The sequence below is a fragment of the Streptomyces chlorus genome, assembly GCF_042655885.1.
Taxonomy (GTDB): Bacteria; Actinomycetota; Actinomycetes; order Streptomycetales; family Streptomycetaceae; genus Streptomyces; species Streptomyces chlorus.
Map to the genome: position 1 here is coordinate 70,459 of NZ_JBHSOA010000008.1, position 18,642 is coordinate 89,100.

Genomic DNA, 18,642 nt, shown 5'->3' on the forward strand with positions numbered 1-18,642 from the left:
CCGAGACCGGCGCGCCGGGTCCGCGCGCCGCCCCGCGCTCGAAGGGCTTCACCCCGATGACGGACCTGCACGCCCAGCACCCCACCGCGCCCGCCTCCGCACCGGCCGGCACCACCCCGCCGGCCCGCACGGACCATGCCACCCATCACGTCCCGCTCGGTGAGCTGTTCGCCGGGTGGGTGACGCACGACCCGCACGCCCCCGCGGTGACCGACGGCCGGCGCACCTGGTCGTACGGGGAACTCGCGCGGCGGGCCGGCCGCCTTGCCGCCCACCTCGTCGGCAGCGGCGCCGGACCGGAGCGGACGGTGGCGCTGGTCCTGCCGCGCTCGATGGAACTGATCGCCGCCGAGCTGGCCGTGGCCCTGGCCGGTGCCGCCTTCCTCCCCGTGGACCCCGGCTATCCGGCCGAACGGCGTGCGCTGATGCTCGCCGACGCCGCGCCGGCCGTCGTCCTGGACGACCCGGACCGGGTCCGCGCGCTGATGGACGCCGGGGACCGGGAGGCGAACCCGCCCGAGAGCCGCGTGCTCCCCGACCACGCGGCGTACGTCATCTTCACCTCCGGCTCCACCGGAACCCCCAAGGGCGTCACCGTCACCCACCGCGGCATCGGCGCTTTCGCCGCGGCCGCCGCCGAGCGGTACGCCGTCGGCCCGGGCGACCGCGTGCTGCAGTTCTCCTCACCCAGCTTCGACGCCTCCGTACTGGAGCTGTGCATCTCCGTCCTGTCCGGCGCCCTGCTGGTCGTACCGCCGGACGGGCCCTGGCTGGGCGACGAACTCGCCGCCGTCCTGGACGAGCACCGCATCACCCACGCCCTCATACCGCCCGCCGCCCTTGCCACCCTGCCCGACCCGGTGGACACCGGCGGCGCGCCGCACCTGCGCACCCTGATCGTCGGCGCCGAGGCGTGCCCGGCCGCGCTCGTCGACCGATGGGCACCCGGCCGCCGCATGATCAACTCCTACGGGCCGACCGAGGCCACCGTCGTCGCCACCTGGACCGGGCCGCTGACCGCCGGCACCGGAACACCGGCCATCGGCAGCCCGCTGCCCGGCACCGAGGCCCACGTCCTGGACACGGCGATGCGCCCGGTGCCGCCCGGCACCGAGGGCGAACTGTACGTGGGCGGCGACGGGCTGGCCCGCGGCTACCTCGGCCGCCCCGGCCTGACCTCGACCCGGTTCGTCGCCCACCCCTTCGGACCGCCCGGCGCCCGCCTCTACCGCACCGGCGACCGGGTGCGCCGCAGGGCGGACGGCGAGCTGGAGTTCCTCGGCCGGGCCGACCGGCAGGTCAAGGTGCGCGGCTTCCGCATCGAGCCCGGCGAGATCGAGACCGTCCTGACCCGCGACCCCGGCGTCCGCGAGGCCGTCGTCGTGGTCCGCGACGAGGAACCCGCCCGCGGCCGGCTCGTCGGCTACGTCACCCCCGCCGACCCGGCCCGCAGGCCCGAGCCCGCCCGGCTGCGCGCCGCCCTCGCCGCCACCCTGCCGGCCCACATGGTGCCCTCCGCCGTCGTCGTCCTGGACGCGCTGCCCCTCACCCCGCAGCACAAGATCGACCTGCGGGCCCTGCCCGCCCCCGGCGGCGCGCGGACCGAGGAGCACGCCGAGCCGCGCACCGACGACGAGCGGGCCCTGGCCGCGATCTGGGCCGACGTCCTCGGCGTCGACACCGTCGGCGTCACCGAGGACTTCTTCGACCTGGGCGGCGATTCGATCCTCGCCGCCCGCACCCTGACGCGGATCCGGGAAGTCCTCGGCGTCCGGCTCTCCCTGCGCGATGTGTTCACCGCGCGGACCGTCGCCGCGCTCGCCCCACTGGCCGCCGAGCCGTCCGCCGCCGCGCCGCCGGACCCGATCCCCTCCGCCCCGCGCGAAAAGCCCGTCCCGCTCTCCAGCGCCCAGCGACGCCTGTGGTTCCTCGACGACCTCACCGACGGCGGAACCGAGTACCACACCGGTGGTGCGCTGCGGCTGCGCGGCCCGCTCGACACGCCGGCCCTGCGACGGGCCCTGGACCGGCTCGCCGCCCGCCACGACTCCCTGCGCACCACCTTCGCCACCGTCGACGGCCAGGGTGTCCAGCTGATCGCCTCCGAGGCGGTGCTGCCCCTGCGCACGGCCGCCGTCGAGCATCTGCCCGCCGACCGGCGGGACCACGCCGTCGAGCACCTGCTGACCGAGGAACTGCGCCGCCCCCACGACCTGACGGCCGGGCCCCTGACCCGGGCGCTGCTCGTCCGCCGCGCACCCGAGGACCACGTCCTGCTGCTGGCCCAGCACCACATCGTCACCGACGGCTGGTCGGTCGGCGTCCTGACCCGGGACCTGGCGGCGCTCTACCGCGCGGAGGCCTGCGGTGAACCGGACGGCCTTCCCCGGCCGGGCGTGCAGTACCCGGACTTCGCGCTGTGGGAGCGCGAGCGGCGCACCGGCGACGCGGACGCCGGCGACCTCGGCTACTGGAAGCGCCACCTGGCCGGCCTGCGGCAACTCGAACTGCCCACCGACCGGCCCCGGCCGGCGGTGCGCACCACCGCGGGCGCGGCACACCGCCACAACCTCCCGAAGCACCTGGTGGACCGGCTGCGGCAGCTGGCCCAGGGCCGCGGCACGACCGTCTTCACGCTGTTCGCCGGGGCGGCGGCCGTGCTGTTCTCCCGCTACTCGGGGCAGCGGGACGTGGCGTTCGGGACCGTCACCAACGGGCGGGGCCGCCGCGAACTGGAGGACATGACGGGCTTCTTCGCCAACACCGTCGTGCTGCGCGGCGAGGTCGACGACGCCGTCACGGTCGACCGGTTCGTGGAGTCCGTGCGTGCGACCGTGCTGGACGCCTTCGCGCACGACGGCGTGCCGTTCGACCGGGTGGTCGAGGAACTGGCCCCGCCGAGGGACCCCAGCCGCACTCCGCTGGTGCAGGTGCTGGTGGTGCAGCAGGCGGCGCCCGCCCGGCCGCCGCTGGCGGCCGGGGTGCGGATCGAGGAGCATCCGCTGCCCCGCCCGGCCGCCCGCTTCGACCTCGTACTGGAGTTCGCGCTGCGCGCCGACGGCGGCTGCGAGCTGACGGTCGAGTACAACACCGACCTGTTCGAGGCGGCGACCGCGGCCCGGATGAGCCGCCAGCTGCACCGCCTGCTGGAAGGCATGGCGGACGGCCCGCACCGGACGCTGGCCGAACTGCCGCTGCTGTCGGACGACGAGCGCCGAACGCTCCTCGACTCCTGGAACCCGCCCGCGCCGGCCGGCGACCACGCCGACGGCGCCACGCTCCCGGCGCTGTTCGAGGCGCAGGTGGCCCGAACCCCCGACCGGACCGCCGTGACCTGCGGCGAGACCCGGCTGGACTACGCCGGGCTGAACCGGCGCGCCAACCGGCTCGCCCGGCTGCTGACGGCGCACGGCGCAGGCCCCGAGTCCCTGGTGGCGCTGTGCCTGCCGCGCTCCGCCGACCTGCTGCCGCTGCTGTGGGCCGTCCTGAAGTCGGGTGCCGGATACCTGCCCGTCGATCCCGGCTGCCCGGCCGAGCGGGTCCGCTTCATGCTCGCCGACGCGGCCCCCGCCCTCGTCGTCGCCACCCGTGAGACCGCCCACGCGCTCCCCGACGACTGCGAGCCGCTGCTCCTGGAGGACACCGAGCCGTCCGATGCCGGTGCCTCGGACCTCACCGACGCCGACCTGACCGACGCCGACCGGACCCGGCCGCTCGACCCGTCCCACCCCGCCTACGTCATCTACACCTCCGGATCCACCGGCCGCCCCAAGGGCGTGATCGGTACCCACCGCAGCGTGGCCGAGCCGGCCGCCTGGACGAAGGAGACGTTCGGCCCGCGCGGGCCGGCCCACGTCGTCGCGTCCACCTCCCTCAACGTCGACGTGTCCGTCTTCGAGCTGCTGTGCCCCCTGCTGGCCGGCGGCAGCGTCGAGGTGGTCGCCGACCTCCCGTCCCTCGCCGACGGCCCCGGCCCGCGCCGGGCCGGACTCCTCAGCGGAGTCCCGTCCGTGCTCTCCCGCATGCTCGGCGGCGACAGCGCCGTCGAGGCGGACACCGTCGTCCTGGCCGGCGAGGCCCTGCCCGCCCGGACCGTGCGGGACATCAGGGACGCCATGCCCTCGGCCGAGGCGGCGAACCTCTACGGCCCGACCGAGGCCACCGTCCACGCCACCGCCTGGTTCGCCGACGGCACCGTCCCCGACCAGGACCCGCCCGTCGGCCGTCCCGTCGCGCGCACCCGCGCCTACGTACTGGACCGCCTGCTGCGCCCCCAACCTCCTGGTGTCGTAGGTGAGTTGTACCTCGGCGGCGGTGGACTGGCCCGCGGCTACCTGCGACGCCCGGGTCTGACCGCCGCGCGCTTCGTCGCCGACCCGTTCGGCGCTCCCGGCGACCGCGTGTACCGCACGGGCGACCTGGTGCGCTGGAGTGCCGACGGCCGGCTCGAGTACCTCGGCCGCATCGACCAGCAGGTCAAGGTGAGCGGCTTCCGCGTCGAACTGGGCGAGGTCGAGGAGGCCCTGCGCCGCTGCACGGGCGTCGCCGAGGCCGCCGCGGCCGTCCGCGACGGCGACGGCCACCGCCGCCTGGCCGGATACGTCGTCCCCGCCCCCGGCGCCCGCGTGGAACCGGAGGCGGTACGCCGCGAACTCGGGCGCACCCTGCCCGACTACATGGTCCCCGCGGCCGTCGTGGTGCTGCCCGCCCTGCCGCTCGACCCCAACGGCACACTGGACCGCGGCCGGCTCCCCGACCCGGCGCCGGCCGAACCCGCCACCCGCCACGTCGCGCCCCGCACCCCCACCGAACGGACCCTCGCGACGATCTGGGCCGACATCCTGCGCGTGGAGCGGGTCGGAGCGGACGACAACTTCTTCACGCTGGGCGGCGACTCCATCCTCAGCATTCAGGTCGTCGCCCGGGCCCGGCAGGCGGGCCTCACGATCACCTCGCGGGACGTCTACCGGCATCAGACGGTCGCCTCCCTGGCCCGCTGCGCCGACGAGGCGGGAAGCCGGCGGCCCGCCGCCGCGTCCGCACCCGTCGAGGCGACCGGTTCCGCGCCGCTGACACCCATCCAGCACTGGCTCTTCGACAGCGCCGCCGAGCGGGCCGGGCACTTCGCCCAGACACTTTCGGTGGAACTGCACGCCGGCGTCGACGCGACCGCACTCGAAGCCGCCCTCAACGACGTGATCGCCCACCACGACGCCCTGCGCTCCCGCTTCCTCACCGACGAGGCGGGCGTACGGTGGCTGATCGACGGCCCGGCCGCCCGCTGCCGCCTCGCGCGCCACACCGGCCCGGACACCGACACCCCGCACCTCGGCCCCCACGACCTGCGCCACGGCCCCGCGCTGCGTGCCGTGTTGCACGACCGGGGCCCCGGACGGCCGCACGTGCTGCACCTGGCCGTCCACCACCTCGTCGTCGACGGAGTCTCCTGGCGCCTGCTCCTCGAGGACCTCGACCGGGCCTACCGCGCCCGTCACGCCGGCCGGGACGGAGCGGCGGAGCTGCCCCGGAAGTCGTCCCCGCTGCGGCAGTGGGCCGAGCGCCTCGCCGCGCACGCCGGCGCCGGCGGTTTCGACGACGAGAAAGCCTACTGGGCGCGGGCGACCGAGGGAGCCCGGGCCGCCCTGCCGTCGGACCGGACGGGCACCAACACCTACGCCTCCCAACGCTCGGTGACGGTACGCCTCGACCCCCAGGACACCGAAGTGCTCCTGCGGACCCTGCCCGAGACCTACCGGACCCGGGCCAACGACGCCCTGCTCGCCGCCCTCGGCCGGGTGCTGTGCGGCTGGACGGGGCACGACCGGGTGCTGGTGGACATTGAAGGCCACGGCCGCGAGGAACTGTTCGCCGACATCGACACCAGCCGCACCGTCGGCTGGTTCACCACCCGCCACCCCGTCGCCCTCGCCGTCCCGCCCGAGGCGCCCTGGGACGTTGTGCTCAAGCAGGTCAAGGAGCAGTTGCGCGCGGTCCCCCGGCACGGCCTCGGCCACGGCGTCCTGACCCTGCCGGGCCGCGACGCCGCACCGCTCCCGGCGACCACCGCGCAGATCAGCTTCAACTACCTGGGCCGCTTCGGGCTCTCCGAGACCTCCGAGGGGCTGTACGGCGGGCCGTTCCGTCCGCTGGAGCTGGACGCCGACCCCTCGGCGTCCCGCCCGCACGCCCTGGAGGTCGTGGGGCGGCTGGACGGCGACAGCCTGGAGTTCACCTGGTTCTACTCGGACGAGCTGCACCGGCGGGACACCGTCGCGGACCTCGCCGGACGGTTCGCCGACGCGCTGGCCGGCCTCGCCCGCCACGCGGCCCGGCCCGGCGCCGCCGGACGCACCCCCTCCGACTTCCCGCTGACCCGGCTCGACCAGACGCACATCGACCGGATCGCGGGCGAGGACCCTGCCGGCGTGGAGGACGTCCACCCCCTCACGCCCACCCAGGCCGGCATGCTCTTCCACCGGCTCTCGCAGGACGACCGCGGCGTGTACTTCCAGCAGCTGACGTTCGTCCTGGACGGCGTGGAGGACCCGGCCGTGCTGGCGGAGGCCTGGCAGCGGGTCACGGACCGCACGCCGGTGCTGCGCGCCCGCGTGGTGTGGCAGGACGTGCCCGAGCCGCTTCTCGTGGTGCAGCGCCGGGCAGCCGTGCCGGTGGAGCGACTGGACTGGCGCGGCCTGTCCGACACCGAGCGGGACGAGCGGCTGCGCGCACTGCTCGACCGCGACCGCGCCCGCGGTGTCGACCTGACGCGCGCGCCGCTCCAGCGCCTGGCGCTGGCCCGTGTCTCCGACCGCGCGGTCCGTGTCGTGTGGTCCTTCGACCACCTGATCCTGGACGGCTGGAGCCTGTTCCAGGTCCTCTCCGACGTCTTCGCGTGCTACGCCGGCCCGGCGGGCGCCGAGGACATCCAGCTGCCCGACCGCCGCCCCTTCCGCGACTACGTCGCCTGGCTGCTCGGCCGCGCCGACCGGGCCGAGGCCGAACGGCACTGGCGGACCCGCCTGAACGGCCTGGACGAGGCCACCGCGCTGCCCTTCGACCGCGAACCGCGCGAGAGTCACCGCGCGGAGTCGACGCGGGCGGTACGCGTCACGGTGCCCGAGACCACCACCCGGGCACTGGAGGGCCTGGCCAGGACGGCGGGCCTGACCATGAACACCCTCGTGCAGGGCGCCTGGGCGCTGCTGCTGAGCCGCCAGGCGGCCCGCGACGAGGTGGTCTTCGGCACCACCGTCTCCGGACGGCCGCCCGAGCTGCCCGGGGCCGACGCCATGACCGGCCTGTTCATCGCGACCCTGCCCACCCGCGTGACCGTGCCACGGGACGAGACGCTGCTCACCTGGCTGGGCCGGCTCCAGCAGGAGCAGAGCGAGGACCGCCGCCACGACCACGTGCCGCTGCACCACATGAAGGCGTTCACCGAACTGCCCGAACGCGTCGCCCTGTTCGACAGCATCGTGGTGTTCGAGAACTACCCGGTCGACGACGGTCTCGCCGCCGCGCACGGGCTGCGGCTCAGCGGCCTGGACGGTATCGAGACCACCAACTACCCGCTCGGCCTGGTCGCCTACCCCGGCACGGAACTCACCCTGCGCCTCGGCTACGACCCGGACCTCTTCGACGCCGCCACCGTCGAGCGGATGGCCGAGTACCTCACCGTCCTGCTGGAGGGCTTCGCCACCGCACCGCAGAGCGCGCCCGCCCGCCTGCCCCTGCTGACGGCCGCCCGGCGTGAGCAGGTGCTCCACGCGTGGAACGACACCGCCACCGGTACCCCCGCGGCGACCACCGCGGACCTCTTCGCCGCGCAGGTGCGGCGCACCCCCGGCGCCGTCGCGCTGCTGGCCGGCGACGAGCGGCTCACCTACCGCGAACTCGACGACCGGGCCGGGGCACTGGCCGGCCGGCTGGCCGCGCTCGGGGTGCGCCCGGAGGTCCCCGTCGGCGTCCTGATGGACCGCTCGGTCGGCCTCGTCGTCACCCAGCTCGCCCTCGCCCGTCTCGGCGGCGTGTACGTCCCGCTCGACGGCAGGGCGCCGCGGGAGCGGCTGCGCACGATGCTCGGGGAAGCCGGTACCGACCTGCTGCTCACCGACGGGGTGGGGGAGGAGACGGCTGCGGCCCTCCTCCCGGAAGGCCGCGTGCTGCGGCCGGACGACGACACCGCCGCGGCCCCGGAACCCACGGCGGTGCCGCGCGTGCACCCGGACAACGCCCAGTACCTCATGTTCACGTCCGGTTCCACCGGCAACCCCAAGGGCGTGGCGGCGCGGCAGCGGGACGTCGCGGCGCTCGCCCTCGACCGTGCCTTCGCCGGCCACGACCGCGTCCTCGTGCACTCCCCGCACGCCTTCGACGCCTCCACCTACGAGGTGTGGGTGCCGCTGCTGCGCGGCGGCACGGCCGTGCTCGCCCCGCCGGGGGACCTCGAAGCCGCCGCCGTGCGTCACGCGATCACCGAACAGGGGGTGAGCTGCCTGTTCCTGACGGTGGGCCTGTTCCGCCTCCTCGCCCAGGAGGACCCCGCCTGCCTGCGCGGCGCGCGGGAGGTGTGGACCGGCGGCGAGGCCGTGCCCGGCTCCGCCGTACGGCGCGTGCTGGACGCCTGCCCGGACCTCACCGTCGTCGACGTGTACGGACCGACCGAGACCACCGCCTTCGCCACCCGGCGGGTCTTCCGCGCCGGTGACGCACTGCCCGCGGCACTGCCCATCGGCCGCCCCCTGGACGACACCCGCGTGTATGTCCTGGACGGTGCGCTCCAACCGCAACCGCCCGGCGTTCCGGGGGAGTTGTACCTCGCGGGTGCCGGACTGTCCCGCGGCTACGCAGGACGCCCCGGCGCGACGGCGGCCCGCTACCCGGCCGACCCGTTCGGCCCGCCCGGCGGACGCATGTACCGCACCGGTGACATCGTGCGCTGGAGCGCCGACGGCGAACTGCATTTCGTGGGACGCGCCGACGACCAGATCAAGATCCGCGGCTTCCGCGTCGAACCCGCCGAGATCGAGGCCCGGCTCACCGCGCACACGGCGATCGCCGAGGCGGTGGTGTCGGTGTCGCGGCACGCGGGACGCACACGCCTGGTCGCCCACCTGGTACCCGCCCCGGGCGCGACCGTGCCGCCGGCGGCCGAACTGCGCGACCGCCTGTCCGACGAACTGCCCGACTACATGGTCCCGGCCGCGTTCGTCACCGTGGCGGAGCTGCCCCTGACCGCGAACGGCAAGGTCGACCGGCGACGCCTGCCCGACCCCGACCTGCCGGCGGCGGGCGACACTGCCCACCGCCCACCGCGCACCGACGCCGAGCGGGTGCTCGCCGGTATCTGGACCGAGCTCCTCGGCGTGGGACAGATCGGCGTCGACGACAACTTCTTCATGCTGGGCGGCGACTCGATCGTCAGCATCCAGGTCGTCTCCCGCGCCCGCACCGCCGGGCTCGCGCTGACCCCGAGGGACCTGTTCCGACACCCCACGCTCGCCGCCCTGGCCACCGCCGCGACCGGCGCCGCCCCGACCGTCGCGGGCACCGGTCCGGTGACCGGCGAGGTCGGGCTCACCCCGATCCAGCACTGGTTCCTCGACGCCGAACCGCCGCGCCCGGAGTACTTCAACCAGTCCGTGGTCGTCGAGACGGCCGAGGACGTCGACGCCGACGCGCTGAGCGCCGCCCTGGCCGCGTTGTGGGCCCACCACGACGCCCTGCGCGCCCGCTTCACCCGCGCGGCGGACGGGACCTGGCACCAGGAGTACGCCGCCCCGGACACCGAGGCTCCCCGGCTGCTGCGGGTGCACGACCTGAACGGTCTCGACGCGCGGGCCGCCGAGGAGGCCGAGGCCCGCTTCTCGCAGGAGGCGCACACCGGATTCCGGCTGGACACCGGCCCGCTGATCGCCGCCCGGCTGTTCACCCGCGAGCACAGGGCCGCCCGCCTGCTGCTGACCGCCCATCATCTGATCGTCGACGGCGTCTCCTGGCGCGTCCTGCTGGAGGACCTGGAGACCGCCTACCGGCAGGCCCGGGCCGGCGAGCGAATACGGCTGCCGCAGCGCACGACGTCCGTGCGGGAATGGGTGCGGCGGCTCACCGAACGCACCGGCGAGGGAGACTTCGCCGCGCAGCGCGCCCACTGGGAGACCGTGTCGGGACATTGTGCCGACCCGCTGCCGGTGGACCTCGACGGCGGCAACACCGCCGCCGACCTGCGCACGGTGACCGTACGCCTCGACCGCCACCGGACCGACGACCTCCTGCGCAGGGTCCCCGGCGTCTACCGCACCCGCATCGACGACGTCCTGCTGACCGCCCTCGGCCGCGTGCTGGCCGACTGGACCGGCCGCGCCACCGTCGCCGTGGGACTGGAGGGACACGGCCGCGAGGACCGGCTCTTCGACGACCTCGACCTGTCCCGCACGGTCGGCTGGTTCACCAGCCTCTTCCCGGTCGCCCTCGAACTGCCCGACGGCGACTGGGGCGCCGCCCTGAAGTCCGTGAAGGAACAGCTGCGGGCCGTACACGGACGGGGCGTCGGCCACGGCGCCCTGCGCCACCTGGCGGGCGACGAGCGGCTCGCCGCCGCACCGCTGCCCGGCATCAGCTTCAACTACCTGGGCCGGTTCGACTGGTCGGCCGACGGCGGCGCGCTGGTCCGGGCGGTCCCCGGCGGCCTGGGCGGCGCCGAGGACCCCGGGGCACCGCGTCCGCACCTGCTGGACGTGGTGGCCCGCGTCGAGGACGACGAGCTGGAGATCACCTGGCACTACAGCGGCGGACGGCACCGCGAGGAGACGGTCGCCTCGCTCGCCGAGGGCATGCTGCGGTCACTGGAGGAGATCGTCGCGCACTGCGCCGCCCCGGACGCCGGCGGCCGCACGCCCTCGGACTTCCCGCTGGCCCGGCTCGACCAGACCGCCGTGGACCGGGTCGTGGGGGACGGGCGCACGGTCGAGGACGTGTACCCGCTGACGCCGATGCAGGCGGGCATGCTGTTCCACAGCCTCATGGACCCCCAGGGCCGCACCTACGTGAACCAGGTGCAGGTGGTGCTGCGCGGTGTCCGCGACCCGCACGCGCTCGCCGAGGCGTGGCGGCGCACGGCGGACGCGAACCCGATCCTGCGCACCCGCCTGGTGTGGCAGGAGACCGCCGAACCCCTCCAGGTGGTGGAGCGGCGGGCCGTCGTGCCCGTCACCCACCACGACTGGTCCGGGCGGCCCGCCGAAGAATGCGCGCGGGACATGGAGTCGCTGCTCGAAGCGGACCGGCGGGCCGGGATCGACCTCGGCGCGGCCCCGCTCATGCGGCTCGCGTTGATCCGGCTCGCACCGGACCGGGTGCGCATGGTGTGGACGTTCCACCACGTCCTGCTCGACGGCTGGAGCGCGGCCCAGGTGTTCGACGAGGTGTGCGAGCGGTACGCGGCCCTGACCGCCGGACACCGCCCGCAGGTGCCCGACCGGGCGCCCTTCGCCGACTACCTGCGGTGGCTGGCCGCCCAGGACGCCGGCCGTGCGGAACGCTACTGGCGCGAGACCCTCACCGGGTTCGCCGTCCCCACCGCGCTGCCGCGCGACCGGCGCCCCGCCGAGGCCCACCGCACGTCCTCGTCGGGAACGGTCCGGGTGGCCCTCGGGCAGGAGGTGTCGGCGCGGCTGAAGGACACCGCGCAGCGGGCCGGGCTGACCGTCAACACGGTGCTCCAGGGCGCCTGGGGGCTGCTGCTGCACCACTACGGCGGCGGTGACGACGTCGTCTTCGGCACGACCGTGTCCGGCCGCCCGGCCGAACTGCCCGGCGTGACCTCCATGGTGGGCCTGTTCATCAACACCCTGCCCACCCGGCTGCGGATCGACGGCGGGCGCCCCCTGCTGGAGTGGCTGCGTGAGGTGCAGGCCGCCCAGTCGGAGGCCCGGCGCCACGACTTCGTCTCCCTCGCCCAGTTGCAGACCTGGAGCGAGGTGCCCGGCGGCACCAACCTGTTCGACAGCATCGTCGTCTTCGAGAACTACCCGTTCGACGAGGGCGCCCTGGCCCGGCACGGGCTCGCCCTCGAGCAGGAACGCGACCTGGAGCCGACCAACTACCCGCTCAGCGTGGTCGTCGCCCCCGGCGACGACGTGACGGTGTCCCTGGACTACGACCCGGCGGCCTTCGACGCCGCCACCGTCGAAGGGATCGGCGCGAGCCTGCGCACCTTGCTGAAGCGGATCGCCGCCGATGCCGACCGCCGCCTGGCCGACCTGCCGCCGCTCGAACCGGACGACGGACGCCGCCTGCTGGACCGGCTCGCGGGACCGGTGGCGAGGCTGCCGCACCGCACCCTCCCGGACGCCTTCGCGGCACAGGCCGCCCGCACCCCCGACGCCCCGGCCGTGACCGCCGGCGCCGAGCACCTCACGTACCGGCAGCTCGACGAGCGCGCCAACCGGCTGGCCCGCCTCCTGATCGAGGCCGGGGCCGGACCGGAGCGGTTCGTCGCGCTGGCCCTGCCCCGCACCGCCGACCTGATCGTGGCGCTCCTCGCGGTCCTCAAGAGCGGCGCCGCCTACCTTCCGGTCGACCCCGGCCATCCGGCGGAGCGCATCGCGTTCCTCCTCGAGGACGTGCGGCCCGACGCGGTGATCACCTGCGCGGAGACCTCCGCGCGGCTGCCGGACGGTCCGTACACGCGGATCGCCCTGGACGACGCGGCCTGCGCCGGGCGGCTGGCCGCCGTGTCCGCCGCCCGCGTCGGTGACGGCGAGCGGCGCGGCGGGCTGCTGCCGGACCACCCCGCCTACGTCATTCACACCTCCGGCTCCACCGGCCGGCCCAAGGGCGTAGTCGTCTCCCACGCCTCGGTGGTGGCGCTGACCGACTGGGCCGCCGCCGAGTTCACCGGCCGCGGGCTCTCCCACGTGGTGGCCTCCACGTCGCTCACCTTCGACGTGTCGGTGTTCGAAATCCTGACGCCGCTGCTGGCGGGCGGCCACGTCGAGGTCGTCCGCGACCTGCTGGCCCTCGCCGAACGGCCCGGGCCGTGGCGTGCGGGACTGCTCAGCGCCGTCCCCTCCGCCCTGGGCCGCCTGCTGGCCGAGGACACCGTGCAGGTCACGGCCGACACCGTCGTCCTGGCCGGCGAGGCGCTGCCCGCCCGCGCCGTCCGCCAGGTGCGCGCGGCGATCCCCGGCTGCCGGGTCATGAACATCTACGGCCCCACCGAGGCCACCGTCTACGCCACCGCCTTCACCTGCGACCCGGCGGACCCCGACCGGGTCCCGCCCATCGGCCGGCCCGTCGGCGGCGCCCGCGCCTACGTCCTCGACGCCCGTATGCGCCCCGTGCCCGTCGGGGCGCCCGGCGAGCTGTACCTCGCCGGGACCGGCGTGGCCCGCGGCTACCTGAACCGGCCGGGCCTGACCGCGTCCCGTTTCCTCGCCGACGCCTTCGGCCCGCCCGGTAGCCGCATGTACCGCACCGGCGACCTGGTCCGCTGGACGGCCGACGGCGACCTGCTGTACCTCGGCCGGACCGACGACCAGGTGAAGGTGCGCGGCTTCCGCATCGAGCTCGGTGAGGTGGAGGCCGCGCTGGCCCGGCACCCGCAGGTGGCCGCGGCCGCCGCCCGGGTCGTGGAACACGACGGCCACAAGCGCCTCGTGGGCTACGCCGTGCCGCGTGGCGGCGACACCCCGGCACCGGCCGACCTGCGCGCCTTCCTCGCCCGGACGCTGCCCGACCACCTGGTTCCGGCGGTCGTGGTACCGCTGGAGCGGCTGCCGCTGGGCGCCACCGGCAAGCTGGACCGGCGGGCCCTGCCCGAACCGGTGTGGTCCGCGGCCACCACCACGGAGGGCACCCGGCCGCCGCGCACCGCCACCGAGCGGACGCTCGCCGCGATCTGGACCGAGGTGCTGGGCGTGCCCGAAGTGGGCACGACGGACAACTACTTCGCGCTCGGCGGCGACTCCATCCTCGGCATCCGGATCGTCTCCGCCGCCCGCCGCGCCGGACTCGCGCTGACGCCCCGGCACCTCTTCCAGCACCAGACGGTCGCCGAACTGGCCGCGGCGGCCGAGGAGTTCCCGGCCGCGCCGACGGCCGCCGCCGAACCGGGCCCGGTCGTCGGAGACGTCCCCCTCACGCCCGTACAGCACTGGCTGTTCGACACCCTCACCGGCGACCCGGCCCGCTTCACCCAGGCGGTCTCCTTCGAGCTGGCGTCCGACACCGACGAGACACTGCTGCGCGCCGCCCTCGCGGCGGTGCTGGAGCAGCACGACGCACTGCGCATGCGCTACGAACCGGCCGGCGACGGACGGTGGCGCCAGCACGGCGCCCCGCCCGGCGCCCCGCCGCACCTCGAGGTGCACGACGCGCCCGCGGCGCCGGCCGCCGTGGCCGCCGGCCTGTGCGCCGGATTCGACCTGGCACAGGGGCCGCTGCTCAAGGCCGCCCTGTGCCGCCCGGACGACCACCGGCCGCCCGTCCTGCTGCTGGCCGCCCACCACCTGGTCGTCGACGCGGTGTCCTGGCGCGTGATCCTGGAAGACCTCGACACCGCACACCGGGCGCTGCGCGCCGGCGGGACACCCGACCTGGGGGCGAAGACGACCTCCTTCCGCGCCTGGGCCCGGCGCCTGGCCGCGCACACCGCCGACGGCGGCTTCGACGACGAGATCGCGCACTGGAGCGGCCTGCTCCCCACCGCCCTGCCGACCGACCTCACCGGCGGCAACACCGCAGCCGACGAGGAGACCGTGACGGTGAGCCTGGGCGGCGAGGACACCCGCCGGCTCCTGAAGGACGTGCCGGACACCTACCGCACCCGCGTCAACGACGTCCTGCTGTGTGCCCTCGGCCGGGTCCTGGCCCGCTGGACGGGACAGGACCGGGTGGTGGTCGCACTGGAGGGCCACGGCCGCGAGGACCTCTTCGAGGACGTCGACCTCGCCCGTACCGTCGGCTGGTTCACCACCCTGTTCCCCGTGAGCCTCGACGTGCCCCGCGACGCCGGCCTCAGGGCCGCGCTGAAGACGGTCAAGGAGAACCTCCGGGCCGTGCCGCGCGGGGGAGTGGGCTACGGCGCGCTGCGCCACCTGCACCCCACGGCGGGAGACGAGCTGCCCGGCCTGCCGCAGGTGGGCTTCAACTACCTGGGACAGCAGGACTGGAACGCGGCCGAGGGCGGTCTGCTGCGCGCGCCCCACGGCGGGCTGACCGGCGGCATGGACCGCTCGGCGGACCGGCCGCACCTCATCGACGTCCTCGGCCGGGTCACCGACAAGCGGCTGGAGTTCACCTGGTCGTACTCCCGGCAGGTGCACCGGCACGACACCGTCGCACGCCTCGCGCAGGAGACGGCGGAGGAGCTGCGGCGCATCGTCCGGCACTGCGCCGAGCCGGGCGCCGGCGGCCGCACCCCGTCGGACTTCCCGCTCGCCGCACTGGACCAGGCGGCCGTCGACCGGCTCGCCGGCGACGGGCGCGACGTGGTGGACGTCTACCCCCTCACCCCCACGCAGACCGGCATGGTCGTGCACGGCATGGACGAGCCCGGTGAGGGCCTGTACATCGAGCAGATCACCTTCGTCGCGGACGGCGTGCGCGAGCCCCGGCTGCTGGCGGCCGCCTGGCAGCACGTCGTGGACCGCACGCCCGTGCTGCGGACCGCCGTGGCCCCGGGCGAGGTCCCGGTCCCCCTCCAGACCGTGCACCGCCACGTCACCCTGCCCGTCACCGAACTCGACTGGAGCGGCCTGGACCCGGCGCGGCGGGACACCGAACTCCGGCGGCTGCTCGACGAGGACCGCGCCCGCGGCATCGCCCTGGACCGTCCCCCGCTGCTGCGCGTCACCCTGATCCGGATCGGCCCCGACGAGGTGCGCGTGGTGTGGACCTTCCACCACGTCCTGCTGGACGGCTGGAGCGTCTTCCACGTGCTGGGCGACGTGATGGCCGCGCACGCCGCGCTCGCCGCCGGCGGCGAGCCGCGGCTGCCGCAGCGGCGGCCCTTCGCGGACTACGCCGCCTGGCTGGCCGGCCGGGACACCGCCGCCGCCGAGGAACACTGGAAGGCCGCCCTCGCCGACTACGCCGCGCCCACCGCGCTGCCGTACGATCGCAGGCCCGCCCCGGGCGCCGCCGCCCGGTCGGGAACCTGGCTGTCCCGGCGGCTCGGCGCCGACGGCACGGCCCGGCTGACGGACTTCGCCCGCCGCCACCGGCTCACCCTCAACACGCTGGTGCAGGGCGCCTGGGCGCTGCTGCTGGCGCGCTGGAGCGGCGAACGGGAGGTGTGCTTCGGCACCACCGTCTCCGGCCGGCCCGCCGGCCTGCCGGGCGCGGACACGATCACCGGCCTGTTCATCACCACCCTGCCCGCGCGGGTCACCGTGGACGAGTCCACGCCGTGCGCCGTGTGGCTGCAAGAGCTCCAGGACGCCCGCGCGGAGGACCGGCGCTTCGACCACGCGCCACTGACGGACCTGCACCAGTGGAGCGAACTGCCCCCGGGGACATCCCTGTTCGACAGCCTGCTGGTCTTCGAGAACTATCCCGTGGGCGACGCCACCGCCGGCGCCCACGGCGTGCACATCCGGGACCTCGACGCCCGCGAGGCGACCAACTACCCGCTCACCGTGGTGATCTCACCCGGCGACGAGCTGAGCGTGGAACTCGGCTACGACCCCCGGTACGTCGAGGAGACCACGGCCCACGCCCTGGCCGCCCGGCTGACGCACACCCTGGCCGCCCTCGCCGCATCCGGCGACCGGGCGCCACTGCACGCGGTCGACGTGCTGCCGCCCGGTGAACGGCACCGGCTGCTGCACGGCCCCGCACGCCCGCAGCTGCCGCCGGCGCCCCCGGCGACGCTGCCCGCGCTGATCGAGGCCGCGGTCGACCGATGGCCCGACCGAACGGCCCTCGACCCGGGGGAGTCGCCGCTGACCTTCGGTGAGGCGGAGGAACACGCCAACCGGCTGGCGCACCGGCTCGTCGCACGCGGGGCGGGGCCCGGCGACATCGTCGCGCTGGTCCTGCCGCGCTCGGCGGACATGGTCCTCGCCCAGCTGGCCGTGGCCAAGACGGGCGCCGCCTTCCTCCCGGTGGACCCCGGCTATCCGGCCGAGCGGGTCGCGCTGATGCTGCGCGACGCGGACCCCGCCGTCACCCTCACCGCAGAAGAGGTCGCCGACCTGCTCGCCGCGCCGCCCGACGGCACGCCCGGCCACCGGCCCACCGACACCGACCGCGTCCGCCCCCTCCACCTCGACGACCCGGCGTACGTCATCTACACCTCCGGCTCCACCGGCACCCCCAAGGGCGTCGTCGTCACCCACCGCGGACTGGCCGGCTTCGCCGCCGCCGAGGCCGCGCACTACCGGGTCCGCGCCTCAGACCGCGTCCTGGCCTTCGCCACACCCAGCTTCGACGCCTCCGTGCTGGAGCTGTGCATGTCCCTGCCGAGCGGCGCGGCCCTCGTCGTACCGCCGCCCGGCCCGCTGCTCGGCGCCGAACTGGCCGGCTTCCTGCGCACCGCGCGCATCACGCACACCCTGCTGCCGCCCGCCGCGCTCGCCACCCTCCCGCCGGACACCCCCGGCACCCTGCCGGACCTGCGCACCCTGGTGGTCGGCGCGGACGCCTGCCGGGCCGAACCGGTCGCCCGGTGGGCGCCGCACCACCGCATGGTCAACTCCTACGGGCCCACCGAGGCGACCGTCGTCGCCACCTGGTCCGACCCGCTGGAACCGGACGGCTCCGCACCGCCCATCGGCCGCGCACTGCCCGCCACCGGCGCCTACGTCCTCGACGCGCGCCTGCGCCCCGTCCCCGACGGCGTGCCCGGCGAACTGTGGCTCGCCGGACCTGCCCTGGCCCGCGGTTACCTGGGCCGCCCCGGCCTGACGGCGACCCGCTTCACCGCCGACCCGTTCGGACCGCCCGGCACCCGCATGTACCGCACCGGCGACCTGGTCCGCCGCGACGCCCGCGGCGAACTGCACTACCTCGGACGCACCGACCACCAGCTCACGCTGCGCGGCCACCGCATCGAGGCCGGCGAGGTGGAGTCGACCCTGGTACGCCACCCGGCGGTACTGGACGCCGTGGTGAGCCTGCGGGAGGACGAACCGGGGCTGGTGCGCCTGGTGGCCCACCTGCTCGTCGCGCCCGGCGCCGAGCCGCCCGCCGGCGCGGAACTGCGGGCCTACGCCGCCCGCACCCTGCCCGGCCCCATGGTGCCCTCGGCGTTCGTGACGCTGGAGCGGTTCCCGCTCACGGAGAACGGCAAGACCGACCGGGCCGCGCTGCCCGCGCCCGGCCCGGACACGCAGGAGCGGACCGCCGGGCACGTGCCGCCCCGCACACCCACCGAGGAGGCGGTCGCCGCGCTGTGGGAGGAGGCCCTGGGGACCACCGTGGGCGCCGAGGACGACTTCTTCGCCCTGGGCGGCGACTCCCTGCGCGCCCTGCTCATCGCCTCCCGCGCCAACGACACCTTCGGCGTGGCCCTCACGCCCCGCGACGTCCTGGTCCACCGCACCGTCGCCGCCCTGGCGGACCGGGTGGAGGAACAGGTGCTGAGCGAACTCGAAGACGCCGCACACGGCGACAGCGACCGAGAAGAACGGTGAGGAC

At 75.7% G+C, this 18,642-nt stretch carries 1 protein-coding gene; it reads left to right on the forward strand.

The genetic code is table 11. The features are described from left to right. The first annotated feature begins 56 nt into the window (after positions 1–56). Positions 57–18,638 (forward strand): non-ribosomal peptide synthetase, encoded by an 18,582-nt coding sequence (locus ACFPZI_RS04160; protein ID WP_381358340.1) that lies wholly within the window; start codon positions 57–59, stop codon positions 18,636–18,638. The last annotated feature ends 4 nt before the right edge of the window (positions 18,639–18,642 follow it).